14 protein-coding genes are annotated in these 15,900 nt (G+C 70.2%); 11 read left to right on the forward strand and 3 right to left on the reverse strand.

The features are described from left to right. Positions 1-10 precede the first annotated feature (10 nt). Together ACGFZW_RS31715 and ACGFZW_RS31720 are read right to left on the reverse strand one after the other, a co-directional pair. Positions 11-1,438: a sugar porter family MFS transporter gene (locus ACGFZW_RS31715; RefSeq protein WP_393896726.1), complete on the reverse strand. Its 1,428-nt coding sequence runs from the start codon at positions 1,436-1,438 to the stop codon at positions 11-13. Positions 1,439-2,041: 603 nt separating this feature from the next. Continuing rightward, a complete protein-coding gene (locus ACGFZW_RS31720) occupies positions 2,042-2,317 on the reverse strand; it encodes a hypothetical protein (RefSeq protein ID WP_393896727.1) in 276 nt (91 codons plus the stop codon). Between the two features lie 1,148 nt (positions 2,318-3,465). Between ACGFZW_RS31720 and ACGFZW_RS31725 the strand changes: the two genes are divergently transcribed. The 10 genes from ACGFZW_RS31725 (at position 3,466) to ACGFZW_RS31770 (ending at position 13,222) form a co-directional block, all read left to right on the forward strand. Further along, positions 3,466-4,242, forward strand: coding sequence for an IclR family transcriptional regulator (locus ACGFZW_RS31725; RefSeq protein ID WP_393896728.1), 777 nt, complete (start codon positions 3,466-3,468; stop codon positions 4,240-4,242). 492 nt (positions 4,243-4,734) lie between these two features. Then, positions 4,735-5,379, forward strand: coding sequence for a dihydroxyacetone kinase subunit DhaL (gene dhaL, locus ACGFZW_RS31730; RefSeq protein WP_393896805.1), 645 nt, complete (start codon positions 4,735-4,737; stop codon positions 5,377-5,379). Positions 5,380-5,612: 233 nt separating this feature from the next. After that, the gene (hppD, locus tag ACGFZW_RS31735; RefSeq protein WP_393896729.1) at positions 5,613-6,722 is read left to right on the forward strand and encodes a 4-hydroxyphenylpyruvate dioxygenase; all 1,110 of its coding nucleotides are present in this window, start codon (positions 5,613-5,615) and stop codon (positions 6,720-6,722) included. After that, positions 6,719-7,885: an alpha-hydroxy acid oxidase gene (locus tag ACGFZW_RS31740; protein WP_393896730.1), complete on the forward strand. Its 1,167-nt coding sequence runs from the start codon at positions 6,719-6,721 to the stop codon at positions 7,883-7,885. Before hppD ends, ACGFZW_RS31740 begins: the two co-directional genes overlap by 4 nt. Continuing rightward, positions 7,882-8,799: a phytanoyl-CoA dioxygenase family protein gene (locus ACGFZW_RS31745; RefSeq protein WP_393896731.1), complete on the forward strand. Its 918-nt coding sequence runs from the start codon at positions 7,882-7,884 to the stop codon at positions 8,797-8,799. Before ACGFZW_RS31740 ends, ACGFZW_RS31745 begins: the two co-directional genes overlap by 4 nt. A gap of 65 nt (positions 8,800-8,864) precedes the next feature. Beyond that, positions 8,865-10,112 (forward strand): PLP-dependent aminotransferase family protein, encoded by a 1,248-nt coding sequence (locus ACGFZW_RS31750; RefSeq protein ID WP_393896806.1) that lies wholly within the window; start codon positions 8,865-8,867, stop codon positions 10,110-10,112. Then, positions 10,109-11,044 (forward strand): DMT family transporter, encoded by a 936-nt coding sequence (locus ACGFZW_RS31755; RefSeq protein WP_393896732.1) that lies wholly within the window; start codon positions 10,109-10,111, stop codon positions 11,042-11,044. Before ACGFZW_RS31750 ends, ACGFZW_RS31755 begins: the two co-directional genes overlap by 4 nt. 79 nt (positions 11,045-11,123) lie before the next feature. Then, positions 11,124-12,203 carry a prephenate dehydrogenase gene (locus ACGFZW_RS31760; RefSeq protein WP_393896733.1) on the forward strand — a complete coding sequence of 360 codons (1,080 nt, stop codon included), beginning with the start codon at positions 11,124-11,126 and terminating at the stop codon, positions 12,201-12,203. Positions 12,204-12,383: 180 nt separating this feature from the next. Further along, positions 12,384-12,773 carry a 5-carboxymethyl-2-hydroxymuconate Delta-isomerase gene (locus ACGFZW_RS31765; protein WP_393896734.1) on the forward strand — a complete coding sequence of 130 codons (390 nt, stop codon included), beginning with the start codon at positions 12,384-12,386 and terminating at the stop codon, positions 12,771-12,773. Beyond that, positions 12,770-13,222, forward strand: a complete 453-nt coding sequence (locus ACGFZW_RS31770) for an NUDIX hydrolase (protein WP_393896735.1) — start codon at positions 12,770-12,772, stop codon at positions 13,220-13,222. Before ACGFZW_RS31765 ends, ACGFZW_RS31770 begins: the two co-directional genes overlap by 4 nt. 21 nt (positions 13,223-13,243) lie before the next feature. Here ACGFZW_RS31770 and ACGFZW_RS31775 read toward each other — a convergent pair whose 3' ends face one another. Further along, positions 13,244-13,951, reverse strand: a complete 708-nt coding sequence (locus ACGFZW_RS31775; protein ID WP_393896736.1) for a sterol carrier protein domain-containing protein — start codon at positions 13,949-13,951, stop codon at positions 13,244-13,246. A gap of 344 nt (positions 13,952-14,295) precedes the next feature. Between ACGFZW_RS31775 and ACGFZW_RS31780 the strand changes: the two genes are divergently transcribed. Continuing rightward, positions 14,296-15,537, forward strand: a complete 1,242-nt coding sequence (locus ACGFZW_RS31780; protein WP_393896737.1) for an ROK family transcriptional regulator — start codon at positions 14,296-14,298, stop codon at positions 15,535-15,537. The last annotated feature ends 363 nt before the right edge of the window (positions 15,538-15,900 follow it).

Below are 15,900 nucleotides of genomic sequence, written 5' to 3' on the forward strand. Positions count from 1 at the left end.
GGCTGCGGGTTCAGCCCATCTCCTCCAGTGCCTTGCCCTTGGTCTCCGGCACCCACTTGAGGATGAAGGGGATCGAGAGCGCGGCGAAGGCCGTGTAGATGAGGTACGCGCCCGACAGGTTCCAGTCGGAGAGGTTGGGGAAGGTCACGGTGATCAGCCAGTTGGCGACCCACTGGGCGGAGGCGGCGACGCCCAGCGCAGCGGCCCGGATCCGGTTCGGGAACATCTCGCCGAGCAGCACCCAGACGACCACTCCCCACGAGAGCGCGAAGAAGAGCACGAAGGAGTGCGCGGCCACGAGCGCGACGGTGCCCTGGAGATCGGGCATGGCGATGTCCGTGCCGGTGCCGGTCTTGTACGAGAAGGCCCAGGCGGCGACACCCAGGGAGACCGCCATGCCGGCGGAGCCGATGAGCGCCAGCGGCTTGCGGCCGATGCGGTCGACGAAGGCCATCGCGATCACGGTGCCGACGATGTTGATGATCGAGGTGGTGAAGCTGTAGAAGAACGAGCTGCTCGGGTCGATGCCGACGGACTGCCACAGCGACGACGAGTAGTAGAAAATCACGTTGATGCCGACGAGCTGCTGGAAGACCGACAGCCCGATGCCGATCCACACGACCGGGAGCAGGCCGGCCCGGCCGCCCGTCAGGTCCTTGAAGGTCGACTTCCGCTCGCTGCGCAGGGCGGTCTCGATCTCGGTGACGCGGACGTCGAGGTCGACCTGCCCGCCCTCGACCTCGGCCAGCACCTGCTTCGCCGCGTCGAGGCGACCGACCGAGATCAGGAAGCGGGGCGACTCGGGGATCCGGTACGACAGCAGGCCGTAGAGCACGGCCGGCAGGACCATCACACCGAGCATCCACTGCCAGGCCTCAAGGCCCGCCAGCGTGCCGCGCTGGTCGCCGTCGGCGAGACCGAGGATGCCCCAGTTCACCAGCTGGGAGACGGCGATGCCGATGACGATCGCGGCCTGCTGGAAGGAGGCGAGGCGGCCACGGTAGGCGGGGGGAGCGACCTCGGCGATGTAGGCCGGGCCGATGACCGAGGCCATACCGATGGCGCCGCCACCCAGGATGCGCCACATGGTCAGGTCCCACAGGCCGAACGGCAGTGCCGAGCCGACCGCGCTGACGGTGAACAGGGCCGCGGCTATCTGCATGACCCGGATGCGGCCCAGTCGATCGGCCAGGCGTCCGGCCATGGCTGCGCCCAGTGCGCAGCCGATGAGGGCGGCCGCGATGACCTGGGCGAGGGTGGCGGGGCCGACGCCGAAGCGGCCCCGGATGGCCTCGACCGCACCGTTGATGACGGAGCTGTCGTAACCGAAGAGGAAGCCGCCCATCGCGGCGGCCGCCGTGATGAAGATGACGTGGCCGAGTTTCTCCGGCCCGGCCTTACGGCCCTCGGTCGGCGGTGACTGCACGGTGCTGCTCAAGGTGTACTCCTTGACCCCGCCGCGCGGCAGGGCGCGCGGCGACGTTCCGGGACAGGCAGGTAGCCCTTCGGGCGGCGCACGTAGCGGCCGCTAGGTGAAGGTGAAAACGACGTTGCAGAGACTATGCGTTCGGGTTTCGAAGTCAACAGTCTTCACGAGACGGATATCTGGATGCAGCCTCAGGTTTTGCTTACAAGGTTTGAATGAATGGCACGTCGCCTCGCAAGCCACCAGGGCAATCTCCCCACCGACCGGAGAGTGGCGCAAAAGACTGATGCAGGACCTTTCTGCCTCAATGGCGCACAGTGACCTCGCGCCGGGCTCGACGGCGATGACGGAACGGGCGCGGCGGCAACGGCCCGGCCGAAGAGAACGCGAGCGCGGGCCCGCGACAGCAAGCCCGCGACAGCAAGAAGCTGCGCCCCGGGCAGATGCCAGGGCGCAGCTCGTGAGGCTCGGACCTGCCGGCCTCGGCCGGGGTCACCAGATTTTGGACTGTCAGGTGCTTCGCCCCGCACGCCTCACTCGCACGGTCCGAATCGCGTGGCGCGGCCGTTACGCAGCAGGACCTGTCGCGTCGAGAGGGTCAGCGAGCGGCGGCGCTCAGTCCTCCACGCTCTCCGCCAGCCTGAAGGGGCCGGCGGCCCCCGGGCCGAACATCACCGGCAGGCTGCGCCCGTGCGGCAGAACGACGAGCGGCTCTTCACGATATTCCCTGAGAAAGTTCTCCAGCGGCTCCCAGATGAGGCTCCGGTACCCGGACTCCGACCGCTGCCCCTCGAAGGAGAGGGTCAGCGCAGCATCCATCACCGTGACGCTTATGGAGTCCACCCCCAGCCACTCGCCGCCGATCCACGCTTCGAGCCTTACGTATGACATGGCGTAAGAGTGCCTTGTCCGGCAGGTCAGCCGCAATCGCCTGCGAACGCGCCGCCGGCCGACGGGGAGGGAGGGGTGGCGGGTGCCAGGGCGTCGCCCTGCTGATGATTCCGGCGGTCGACGGCGTCGGCCGCCGGGTCAGGCAGCCTCGCCCCGCGGCCCACGTCACGCCTCCCCGGCCCCCAGGCGTTCCGGCTCCGACAGCACCGGCGGTCCCGGGGCGACCCAACGAGGTGCGGCTCGCGGCCGTCGGTGCGGGAACCCGGGCGTCTCCCGCCGGGGCTTCCACACCCGAACGGAATCTCACCGGACAGCTACGGAATGCGCCAACTCGCAGAACGCTCCACGCGGGCATTGGGCACCATGCGATGAGCCCAGGCGCCCCAGGCGGCAGATTCACCGCACCCCCTCGCCCAACTACCGTGACTCCCCTGCATACCTGACAACCCCTCAGGTCATCTATGGACCTTGAACGCAGAGCATCCGGGCCCCGCACACGGCACCTTTGGTTCACGAGGTGCAGCCACGTCGAGTCGCGCCCAGCCAGGGCCACCGCCGCACGCCTCGCGAAAGGAGGGGAGCCCCGTCAGGTCCGGCTCCCGTTCCAGGCCACGTCGGAAGGGCTCCCCTCGCCATCCCGTCATCGCTGTGGATGAAGGAGCCTTATGCGGGACGGGGACAACCTCAACGAGACCGATACCGCCGAACCGGAAGTGGTCGAGACGACCAGGCGGCGCATGGACCGCTGGATCAGCGGCGGCGCCACGTCGCCCCGACGAGTTTCCTGCGCGGCGTCGCCCACGGCGTCAGCGCCGGCGGTATCGGTCTCGTCGCCTGGTGGATCGAGAACCGCTGGGTCCCGGACACCCACTTGCCCCCGTACCCGCCAGGTGCCGGGGCTCTGCGCTGTCCCGCCACCGGGGCACGAAACTGTCCCGCCACCGGGGCACGGACGCCCAAGCGCACCGCCACCGCGACGTCGCGCGTGGCGACGGCACCCCGCGCGGGACCGCTCCATGCGCCGGTGAGGGCAGGCGCCAGCGATCTCCACAGGGGGCGGCACACGTACGATGCCCACCAACGGTGTCATGAGCAAGGACACTACGAGTCAGAACGCCGTTCAGCAATACTGAACAGGGAGCTGTTTCATGGTCCAGGCGGTGCACAGGGCTGTCCACGTCCTCCGGGAGCTCGCCACGGCGACCCCGCGCCTCGGGGTGACCGAACTGGCCGACCGCATCGGGATCGCGAAGCCGACCGTGCACGCGCTGCTGCGCACCCTGGAGGCGGAGGGCATGGTCGTCCAGGACCGGGAGACGGGCAAATACCAGCTGGGGCCCAGCCTGGTGGCCCTGGGCAATGCCTACCTGGATTCGCACGAGCTGCGCACCCGGGCTGTGACCTGGGCCGATCTCCTCGCCACCCAGGCCGGTGCGGCCGTATGGGTGGGCGTACTGACGGGCGATCACATCCTGGTCATCCATCACGCGTTCCGCCCCGGCGGGTCGGTGCAGGTGCTGGAGACCGGGGCCAGCCTGCCCTGGAACACCTGCGCCCTGGGGAAGGCCGTCGCGGCATTCCTCCCCGTCGAACGCCGTACCGAGCTGCTGGCGGGCGAACTGCCGAGGGTCACCGGCTCCAGCATCGACGATCCCGCGGAGCTCTCCACGCAGCTGGATGAGGTGCGCAAGACCGGATACGCCCTGGACGACCAGGAATTGACGTTGGGCGATGCCGGTATCGCGGCACCCGTGTTCGACCGCACCGGCGAGGTGGTGGGTGGCCTCGGCCTGGTGGGCCCGGTCGAGCGCCTGCTGGTGGACAGTGCGCGCCAGGAGTGCGCCATCGCGGTGCGCGAAGTGGCGCGGAGCCTGTCGCGGGACCTGGGCGCACCGCGCAACGCGGGGTTGCGCGCCGGCGGCTGACGCTCACCGCGGGACGACCGACCGGTCGTTGAGAATTCATCAACTTGCCCACTTCGGGCGCCCATTGGCCCTGAATGTGCCCTCGGCCCGATCGTCGCGCAAGAAGTCCTTGACGGAGCCGGGGTCGCTGCGTTTTGCTCTGCATGGGCATTCGGTAATGCCGAACACCTTTCGGATCGCGTCAGCGGTCCGACGCACCGCTCAACGCTGCGCGGGTCACGGGGGAACGAAGGAGCGCCTGGCATGCGGAAGATTGCAGAAAATCCTGACAAGTTATCCGGGGAGCCCCTCGGCACGCCCTCCGCTGCCGGAGGTCCAGGGGTGTCTCCCTCTCCTGTCAACGGCCCTGGCAGCACGGTCGTGCGGGAGTTGTGCGCGATCTTCGCCGATGCCGTCGCAGTCGTGACACCGCGCGGGAGCACACCGACGCGCAGCGCTGGACGATCCGCACCCGAAGGAGGACCGGTGGATGTTTCACTCGCCCTTGGCTGGATGCAGAACACTGCCGCGGCCATGAGCCGCCATCAGGACTACCTCACCCAGCTGGATTCGGCCATCGGGGACGGTGATCACGGAGCCAATATGGCTCGCGGCTTCGGCGCCGTACGCGACCGGCTCGACGACGCATCGCGAAGACCCGACTCGGTCAGCGAGATCCTGGTGATGGCAGGCAGCTCCCTGCTGTCCGTGGTCGGTGGCGCCTCCGGGCCGCTGTTCGGCAGTGCGTTCCGGGCGGTCGGCGAGGCGGTCGGCACCGCGTCGCACATCGACGTCCCCCACTTCGCGGAAGCGCTCGCCGCCGGGCTGAAGAAGGCCCAGCAACTGGGTGCGGCCGTGCCCGGCGACAAGACGATGATCGACGCTTACGCACCCGCCGTCAGCGCCTTCGGTGACGCGGCAACGGCCGGCGCCGACTTCCGCACGGCCGCCCATGCCGCGGCCGACGCGGCCGAGGCCGGTATGCGCGCCACAGTCCCCTTGCAGGCAAGGAGAGGCCGGGCGGCGTATCTGGGGTTGCGCAGCATCGGCCACAAGGACCCGGGCGCGACATCGACCGCCTATGTCTTCCGCGCTCTCGCCGACGCGGCCGAGACCCGGCGACCCACGCTGCCTCGACCACCTCACGCCTCGGCGTGATCTCGCGTACGGGTCCGGAGCGGTCCGGGCCCGAGCGTCCGTAGGACGGCATCCCGCCGCACGGACGGCAGCGCGACGGCCCCGCAGGAGCCGTCGCCCCTGATGAACCAAGCCCCGCGGCCGGGGCTGCCGTCGGGCTGCCCGCCCGCAGCACCACGGGAGCGATCCCGGCCGTGCAGCCGGTGCGGCCCCGTGCCGCCCGTACCTCACCCTCCACCACAGATCGGATCAACGTGACCGCCCATTCCATCGACCACGTCGAGTTCTTCGTCGGGGACGTCAACCAGGCCGCCCACTACTACCGCGGCACCTACGGCTTCCGGGTGGTGGCCGAGGCGGGCCCGCACACCGGGCTCGCCGGGGCACGCTCCCTCGTGCTGGCCCACGGAGGCGTCCGCGTGGTGCTGACGTCCGCCCTGCACGCCGACCACGCCGCGGCACGGTTCGTCCGCAAGCACGGCGACGGCGTACGCGATGTCGCCCTGCGGACCACCGACGCCGTCGGCGACTTCGAGCGGGCGGTGGCCGCCGGGGCCTACGCAGTCGCGGAACCCGCGACCTTCGGGGACGACGGTGCCCGGGTCATCCGGGCGACCGTTGCAGCCACCAACGACCTGGTGCACACGTTCGTCCAGCGTGATGATCCGTCAGGTGCGTTTCTCCCGGGTCGGTATCGCTCCACGGCCGACGCCGACACGACCGACCCGGGGCTGCTCCGCTCGATCGATCACCTGGCGCTGTGCCTGCGCCCCGGTTCGCTGGAGAGCATGGTCGACTTCTACCAGCGCGCCCTGGGCCTGCGGCACACCTACGACGAGTACATCGTCGTAGGCGGCCAGGCGATGGCGTCCAAGGTCGTGCAGGACGAGACCAGAGGCGTCACCTTCACCATGGTGGAGCCCGACCCCATCAGTGACCGCGGACAGCTCAACGACTTCCTCGACGGCTTCGACGGGCCCGGTGTCCAGCATGTCGCGTACGGAACGGACGACATCGTCCGGGCAGCACGCGAACTGCGCTCCACCGGCGTCGAGTTGCTCTCGACACCGGCGGGCTACTACGCCGCGCTGGCCGAGCGGGGCATCGAGGTGGACATCGACACGACGGTGCTCCAGGAACTGGGACTCCTCGCCGACCGTGACGAATGGGGCCAGCTGGTCCAGGTGTTCACCCGCTCCCCCTACGCCCGCCGGACGGTCTTCTTCGAGCTGATCCAGCGGCTCGAAGCCCGCACTTTCGGCAGCGGCAACATCAAGGCCCTCTACGAGGCCGTGGAGCGCGAGCGCTCCGACGATGCGCAGGCCGCCGTACCGGTCGGCGCCGCGTCGGGAGCCGAAGGGTGACCGCGTCGTCGACCGTCCGGTCCGACGCGCCGGAGGAACGCACGCTGCTGTCCCCGCAGGACTACGCGGCGGCGGCGCGTGACCGGCTCGACGGACCGGTGTGGGACTACATCGCGGGCGGCAGCGGCGACGAGGTGACCCTGCGGGGCGACCGCGCGGCCTACGACCGCTACCGGCTGCGCCCACGGGTCCTCGTGGACGTGTCCCACTGCGAGTTGAGCACCACACTGCTCGGCCGTCCGGTGGCCCTCCCCGTGGGCATCGCGCCGATGGCGTACCACCGCCTGGTCCACCCGGAGGGCGAGACCGCCACGGTCCGTGCTGCAGGCGAAGTGGGCGCGCTCACGATCGCCAGCACCTTCGCGAGCAAGACGCTGGAGGAGACCGCACGCGCCGCGACCGGCCCTCTGTGGTTACAGCTGTATGTGTTGCGTCGCAGGGAGATCACCGAGTCCCTGGTCCGCCGGGCAGAAGCAGCCGGCTACCGGGCCCTGGTCATCACCGTCGACACGCCGCGCATGGCGCGCCGGGAGCGCGATCTGCGCAACGGCTTCAGCCTCCCCTCGCACATCCGGCCGGTCAATCTCGACGAAGCCCACACGGCCGGGCTGCACCGGGGCCGCTCCGGCAGCTCCACGCTGGCCGAACACTCCGTCCGCCACCACGACGACACGTTCACCTGGGAGGACCTGGCCTGGGTGCGCTCACTGACCGATCTGCCAGTGGTGCTCAAGGGGGTACTCACGGCGCAGGACGCCCGCCGGGCTGCCGACCTGGGCGTCGAGGGGCTGATCGTGTCGACCCACGGCGGCCGCCAACTCGACGGCGCCGTCGCCGCGTTGGACGCGCTGCCGGAAGTCGTCGCGGCGGTCGAGGGCCGGTGCGAGGTCCTGGTCGACGGGGGTGTCCGGCGCGGTACGGACGTGCTCAAGGCGCTGGCGCTCGGAGCCCGCGCGGTACTGGTCGGCCGCCCCGTCCTCTGGGGGCTCGCCGTCGACGGCGCCGCCGGTGTCGAGCGGGTGCTCTCCGCCCTCAAGGACGAGTTGGCGGAGGCCATGGCACTGACCGGCCGGCCCCGCCTCGACACGATCGACCCGGAGCTGCTGAACGGCCCCTCCGGATTCACGCATCACTCCATCACTCACGACAGGGATATGGCATGACGATGAACGATTCCCGCTTCGAGCTGACCGATGCCGAGCAGGAGCTGCTGCCCTCCGACGAGGAGGTGCAGTTCTACCAGGAGCACGGCTGGTACCTGTCGAAGAAGCTGCTGAGCGACGAGGAGGTCGACCTCCTCGACTCCGCGACCGACCGCTTCTACGCCGGGCACCGGGACCGTTCCCTGCCGGCGCGGCCGCCGCGCCTTGCGTACTGGGAGCCCGAGAAGGGCGATGTGCACCGCCACAACGACTACATCTTCTACGAGGACGACACGATCCGCGGCATCCTGTCCAAGCCGATCATCGCGGCAGTCGCGGCACGTATCGCGGAAACCAGCCAAATACGGCTGTGGAACAGCACCCTCATCCACAAGCCGCAGCGCGCGGACGACGCCCGCAACATCGTGCCCTGGCACTTCGACCGCCACTACTGGCAGACCTGCTCCTCCGACGAGATGCTCACCGCCTTCATCCCCTTCCACGACTGTGGCGAGGAGATGGGGACGATCACGATGGTCGACGGCAGCCACCGGTGGAAGGAGATCGGCGGGGACGACTCCACCAGCCGCCACTTCGCCGAGCGCGACCGGTCCGAACTGGAGGAGATGCTGGAGGAGAACGCCGCCTTCAACCAGGCGGAGGTGCGCAAGGTCCCGGTCACCATCCCCAAGGGACACATCAGCTTCCACCACTGCCGCACCTACCACGGCAGCGGATACAACGTCAGCGACCGTCCGCGCCGGGCCATTTCCCTGCACCTTCAGGACCGCACCAACCAGTGGCGCCCCTTCGAGCTGTCCTCCGGGGAGCAGGTCATCTACAACAACGACGTGCTCGTCCGGGCCGATGCGCAGGGCAACCCCGACTACACCGACCCGGACTTCTGCCCCGTCCTGTGGGAGGGCTCCCGGTGAGTGACGGCTCCCCCACCACCGTCCTGCCGGCCGGCGAGCTGCACGGTTCGCTCGGTGATCCGCTCATGGAGGTGATGAACTTTCTCAACGAAGTCACCTCCCGCCATCCGGACGCGATCTCCTTCGGCCCCGGCCGCCCCTACGAGGGGCTGTTCGAGGTCGAGCGGATCGGCCTCTACCTCGACGCCTACAAGCGACACCTCACCGAGGACCTGGGCCGCACCCCGGACGAGGTCCGGACGATGCTCTTCCAGTACGGGCGCACCAATGGCCAGATCCACGACCTGGTGGCCCGCACCCTGCGCAACGACGAGGGCATCGACGCGGACCCCGCGTCCCTGGTGGTCACGGTGGGCTGCCAGGAGGGCATGTTCATCACCCTGCGTGCCCTGTTTGCCGAGCCCTCCGACGTCCTGCTCGTCTCCTCGCCGTGCTACGTCGGCATCACGGGAGCGGCCCGGCTGCTGGACATCGAGACGGCGCACGTCCCCGAGGGCGAGAACGGACTCGACCCCGACGTGCTGCGACGGACCGTCGATGAGCTGCGGGCGGCCGGCAAGCGTCCGCGAGCGCTCTATGTGGTGCCGGACTTCTCCAACCCGACGGGCACGTGCCTGCCTCTGGACACCCGCCATCGGCTCCTCGGCCTGGCCGAGGAGGAGGATCTGCTCCTCCTGGAGGACAACCCGTACGGCTTCTTCACCCGGGCCGGCACCGGCCTGCCCACGCTCAAGGCACTGGACAACCGACAGCGAGTGATCTACCTGGGCTCCTTCGCCAAGACCTGCTTCCCCGGAGCCCGCGTCGGCTACGTGGTCGCGGACCAGCAGGTGCAGGCGCCGGACGGCAGCCGGACGCTCCTGGCGGACGAACTGTCCAAGATCAAGGGCATGGTGACGGTCAACACCCCGGCACTCAGCCAGGCGGTCATCGCAGGGATGCTCCTCACCCACGACTTCCGGCTGCGGGAGGCCAACAAACCGGCCGCCGACTTCTACCAGGGGAACCTGTCGGTCCTGCTGGACAGTCTTGAGCGCCTGCTTCCCCGGAAGCGGCGCGAGGCGGCAGGCATCCACTGGAACTCTCCTGAAGGTGGCTTCTTTCTCACCCTGACGCTCCCCGTCCCGGCGGACAATGCGCTCCTCGAAGAGTCCGCCCGCGACCACGGAGTGATCTGGACGCCTATGAGCTACTTCCATCCCGACGGCGGCGGCACGCACCAGATGAGGCTGTCCCTCAGCTATCTGACGCCCGACCAAGTCATCGAGGGAGCACGTCGGTTGGCCGGTCTGCTGGAGAGGAGCTGCCTGTGAACGCCGTGCTCTACGTCGTGACCGTACTGATCTGGGGCTCCACCTGGCTGGCCATCAAGGGCCAGCTCGGTGATGTGCACCCCACGGCTTCCATCGCCTACCGGTTCGCACTGGCCGCCGTCATCCTGCTGGCCTACGCCCGCCTGCGCGGCCTGCCGCTGCGCTATCCACCGCGCGTCCACGGGCAGTTCGCCCTGATGGGCCTGCTGATGTTCTCCACCAACTTCGTCTGTTTCTACTTCGCCGAAGGACACCTGACCACCGGTCTGGTCTCGATCATCTTCGCGATGTCGCTGGTGGTGAACATGGCGTTCGCCCGCCTCTTCTTCCGGCGCAAAATCACCGTGAAGATGCTCATCGGCGCGGGCATCGGACTGCTGGGGATCGCCACCGTGTTCTGGCCGGAGTTCCGGAACTTCGACCTCTCCTCGGGGTCGGGGCCCGGCATCGTGCTCTCCGCCCTCGGCACCCTGGTCTTCTGCCTGGGCAACGTGGTCTCCGGCAAGACGCAGGCCGCGGGCATCCCGGTGGTCCAGGGCACCGGCTACGCCATGGGTTACGGGGCGTTGCTGATGGCGCCGTTCGCCGCCTTCCTCGGAGACGGCGCCCTGTTCGAACCCACGCCGGAGTACCTCGGCTCGCTCGTCTACCTCGCCGTCTTCGGTTCGGTGATCGGCTTCGGTGCCTATCTCACCCTGCTCGGCCGGATCGGTGGGGAGCGTGCGGCGTACGCGATGGTGCTCTTCCCGATCGTGGCGCTCCTGCTGTCCACGGTGTTCGAGGACTTCCACTGGACACCGCGGGACGTGCTGGGCGTGGTCCTGATCCTGATCGGCAATGCCGTGATGCTGACCAACCCGGCGCTGCTGCGGCGGTTGACCGGCAAGCAGGCACCCGCGGAACCGGCCACACCCGCGCCGGCAGAACGGTAATCCCTTCCGCGCCCGTACGGTCCCGCCCGGCGGGACCGTACGGGCGCACCGCCCACCCCATCAGGTCGAGGAGCCCCCCTTGCACACCGCTGCAGTCGTCGGCACCGGTCTCATCGGCACATCGATCGCCCTGGCCCTGACCGGCCGGGGAGTGACCACCCACCTCATCGATCGCGACCCCGAAAGCCTGCGCCTGGCCGTCGCGCGCGGTGCGGGGACGCCGGAACCACCGTCGGCGCCCGTGGACATCGCGGTCATCGCCGTCCCTCCGTCCGCCGTTGCCAGAACCCTCGCGGACCACCAGAAAAACGAGTTGGCCTCGGTGTACACCGATGTGGCGAGCGTCAAGTCGCTCCCCCGCGCCGAGTGCCTCGCCCTCGGATGTGACACCGCCACCGTGGTGGGCGGGCACCCGCTGGCCGGGCGGGAACGCTCCGGCCCGCTGTCGGCCCGCGCCGATCTCTTCCACGACCGCCACTGGGTGCTCACTCCGACCCCGGAGACCCACGAGAGCGCCCTCAACCGTGCCTTGGAACTGGTGTCGCTGTGCGGAGCGGTACCGGTTCTGCTCGACGCGGCGGCCCACGACCGGGCCGTGGCACTGGTCTCCCATCTCCCCCATCTGATGGCGAGCCTCACCGCCGCCCGGCTGCTGGAAGGGGAGGACTTCGCCGTACGGCTGGCCGGCCGCGGCATGCGCGATGTCACCCGGATCGCGGCCGGTGACGCCGGGCTGTGGGCCGACATCCTCGCCGCCAACGCCGCCGCCGTCGGGCCCCTGCTCGCGGAGCTGACCGCGGACCTCCGCAGAACGGCGGAGGCGCTGAGCCTGCTCACCGAAGCGGCACCGGAGCAACAGGCCGCCGCCCTTTCGGACCTGACCGAGATCTTGCGGCGCGGCGGCGAGGGCAGGGCCCGCATCGCCACCGCACACGGCGACTCGGACGCCCATACCCTCCTCTCGGTCGCCCTCGGTGATCACGGCCGGCAGTTGGATCGACTGCTCGACGACGTCGGCGAGGCGAGAGTGGACCTGGAGGGCATGGTGCTCCCGGAAGCCGGGGCGCCCGCCCACGCGCCGGTCGGTCTGCGGGTCGCCCCGGGCGTCGCCCGCCCGCTGACCGATGCCCTGCGCGACCGGGGCTGGGCGGTCCGCTGAGGCGTGTCCGCACGGCCCCGTCGTCCGACCGCAGAAGCCGCGTCGCGCCGGGCACCGAAGCCCTGTTGAGCCGGCCGGATCCCGGTGCGAGAGTGTCGGCGGGTCACGTCGACACCGAGACCGGCCGAGCCGGACCGAATTCGACCGCCCGACCAGCCCTGACAAGGAGACGCAAGGACCATGCCGCACATCACCGTCGAGTACGACAAAGCCCTGGACCGTTCCTTCGACCGCCGCCGCTTCGCTCTCGAACTGCACGCGCTGGCGGCCAGGACGGTCGAGGGGATCACGGTCGAAAGCTGCAAGACACGCTTCCGGCAGGCCGAAGAGGTCGTCATCGCGAACGGTGAGCCGGGGCAGGCGCTGATCCACATCGACTTCGCGATTCTGCCGGGCCGTACGGCCGAGGCCAAGTCGGCACTGAGCAGCGCGGTACTCGGCCTTGTCCGCCTCCACACGGCGTCGGTACCGGGCACCGCGGTGCACGCCTCCGTGGACATCTGGGACCTCAGCACGGCATACACCAAACACGTGGAGCCCGCTTCGGCCGAACCGCGTCTTCAGGCATGAGCGCGCCCGTACGCTCGCGCATCTCCGCGTACGCGATCGCCACCGCGGACAGCCAGTTGTTGTTGACGCGCCTGTCCGAGGCATCGGCGGTCTTCGCACCCGGGTTGTGGCACCTGCCCGGCGGGGGCGTCGATCCGGGTGAGCAACCTCCGGAGGCCCTCGCGCGCGAGCTGCACGAGGAGACCGGCCTCGAACTGCTCGATGCCCGCTTGGTCGACGCACGCACCTATACGGCCCACCGGCTCGGGGTGAACTGGCATCTGGCGGGACTCTTCTACGCCGTCGAGTTCATCCCTGGCCCTCTCCAGGTCACCAAGGCCGATGACTCGACCTCCGAGGTGGCGTGGATGCCCCTGACCGGGCTCAAGGAGTCGTCGCTGTCCCCGGCGACCATCGACGCACTGGCGATGATCCGTCAGGGACAAGGGCGGCCGGTGGCAGGTCGCTGAATCTGGAAGGACGACGCCGGCTCAGCAGAGGGGGAAAGCCCAGCCACCGGGATAGAAGGGCTCCCGCTCGCCGCGGAAGGCAGCGGTGGCGCGGGCCGGCGCACCCGGTCGCAGCTCCTGCACCAGGCCCGCCGCCGCGAGCGCCGCCGGCGTCGTCCCGCCCAGGAAGAGCGATCCCAACTCGGCCATGCCCAGCCGGAGTTCGGCCGGCGCCTTCGTAGGGGTGCAGCTCACGTCATCACCCTCGGCCTGCAAGCGGTGGCGTCCGCCGTTCCACGGGCAGAAGGCGTCCTCCACCTCCAGGACCAGGTCCACGGCCGTCGCATAGCGGCGGCCCGCCAGCGCCCGGTCGACGTCCACCAACCGCACCCACAGCCGGTCGACCACCGACGAACGCACCGCTCGCGGGTCCGTCAGAAGATGCGGAAGCGCCTCGTCCACCGCGCCTTCGTAGTCGATGTACGGCGCCAGATCGATCCCCGCGAGAAAGCGCCACAGCGCGGCGTAGGCCTGCCGTGAGGCTGCAGCCAACTCCACGACCTGCACCGTTCTGCCGTCGCCGCCCGCCGCGTCCCGCGTGGTCAGGTGCCGGTAGAGGATGTATCCGGTGGTTCGCCCGTCCGGCTCCCGGTGCACGGCGAACCGCAGTGACGTCGCGCCGCCCCGGGCCCGGGGCTCGTCGAACAGGCGGACGTTCCAGTGGCTTTCCTGCCGGTCATGCGCGCCCACGTCTCGAACTCGTCGTCGGTGACGGGGCGGAGGGGGTAGGGATCAGCCACCGGGCCTGTATAGCGGACGACGCGCGGCCGCGCGATCGGATTTCGACCGGCACTTGATCGATTGCCCCCGCCCCTCCTCCTCAGCCTCGCCTCCCGCGCCTTGCCGTCATCTCCCCGCCGTGGCTCTGTTCGCACGACTGCCACGCCCCCTTAACGCCACGCCGTTGACCAGGCCCGTAGCGCGCTGCGAGCATCGAGGCATGGTTTCCACGCTGTGTTGTACGGGCTACTGCCACTGATCCTCCGGGGTTCCGGTGGCCGACGCTGTCGTCCTGCCGACCGAGCGAGGAGCCCATGGCCACCGTTGCCGCCCCTGCCCGCCCGCCGCTGCTGATCGCACCCGCGCTGCCGTACCCGCCGCCGGAGGTACGGGCCGCGCCGAGGGACGGTGCGGGTGTGGTGCTGCGGGCCGTGCTGCGCGGCGGTCCGCTCGCCCGCACCGCCCTGGCGCGCGCCACCGGTCTCAGCCCGGCCGCCGTATCCCGGTACACCGCGGAGCTCGTAGGGCTCGGGCTGCTGCGGGAAGTTCCGCCGCCTGCCGGGCCGCCGCGTGCCGGACGTCCGCAGATGCCGGTGGAGGTGGACCGCGCGCACCACGCGGCGTGCGGGGTCCACATAGCGGTGGACATGGTGACGTTCACACTGGTGGATCTGCGCGGGGCGGTGCTGGCCGAGGAACGGATCCGGCACCGGCGGTCGGCGGACGACGTGCTGGGACGGATCCGTTCGTATCTGCCGGGCTTCCTGGCGCGCCGGTCGCGTCACCGGTCGGTGCTGGGGCTGGGCGTGGTGACCGGCGGCTGGGTGGACAGTGAGCGGGGCACGGTCGTCGAGCACTCCCTGCTGGGGTGGCGCGACGTGCCCGTGCGCCAGGTGCTCTCCGCGTCGACGCGGCTGCCGGTGCACGTGGACGGGCACGCGCGGGCCCTTGCGCGGGCGGAGCTGCTGTTCGGCGCCGGGAGCGGCAGCGCGGAGCTGGTGCAGCTGTTCGTCGGCAATGTGGTGGACGCGGCCATAGCGGCGGGTGGCGGAGTGCTGCGCGGCCGCAGCTCGGGCGCCGGGGACATCGCGCATCTGCCGCTGGGCGCCCCGGGACCGCCGTGCGCGTGCGGCCGCAGCGGGTGCCTCCAGGCCACGGTGTCCGAACACACCTTGGGTCAACGGGCGTTCGCGGAAGGGCTGATCGAGACCGCGGACTTCGCGCTGCTGCTGGCGCGGGCCCGGGACGGCCACCCAGTGGCGTTGCGCATGTTCCGCGAGCGGTTGCGGATGGTGGGCCGGGCGGCGGCGCTGCTGCTTGACGTGCTCAATCCGGAGCTGCTGGTGGTCGCCGAGGCCGCCGTGGTGCACCTTCCGCACCTGATGGCCGACCTGCACGAGGAGGTCGCGGCGCATTCCCACCTGTGCACCGACCCGGAGCACGTGGTGGTGGCGACCAGCTTCGGTGAGCAGGTGCTGGCGGTGTCAGCTGGCGCGGTGGTACTGGACGCGGTCCACCGCCGCCCCATGGAGCTGCGTACGGCCGGTTCGGCATGAGAGCGACGCCGAGGAGGCCGGAGGAGACGGGTACTTCGAGGGTGTCCGGGAAGCCGGCGTGGGTTTCTTCCACGGCGTCGCAAATCATTGCCCGGGGTGTGCGGCCCGACGAGAATCGAGGCATGGACGCGACAGTGAGGACAGCGGTGCGCAGCGCCGCCGGGCGACAGGCGGCAGTGGGCCGCCCGGGGGAACCCCTCCGCGTTCGCCTCCCTCAGCGCGCCTCTCGCCCCGACGGTCGCGGCGGTTGTCGCCGCGGCTGTCCCCCGTGTCCGGGCTGTCCGCGCCCTCCGTACGCGCTGCGCTGACCCCGTCGGGTCCCCGCACCTCCCGGTATTCGGCCTCAGGCGCCGACGACGCCGT

The sequence above is a fragment of the Streptomyces sp. NPDC048248 genome (genome assembly GCF_043201875.1).
Classification (GTDB): Bacteria; Actinomycetota; Actinomycetes; order Streptomycetales; family Streptomycetaceae; genus Streptomyces.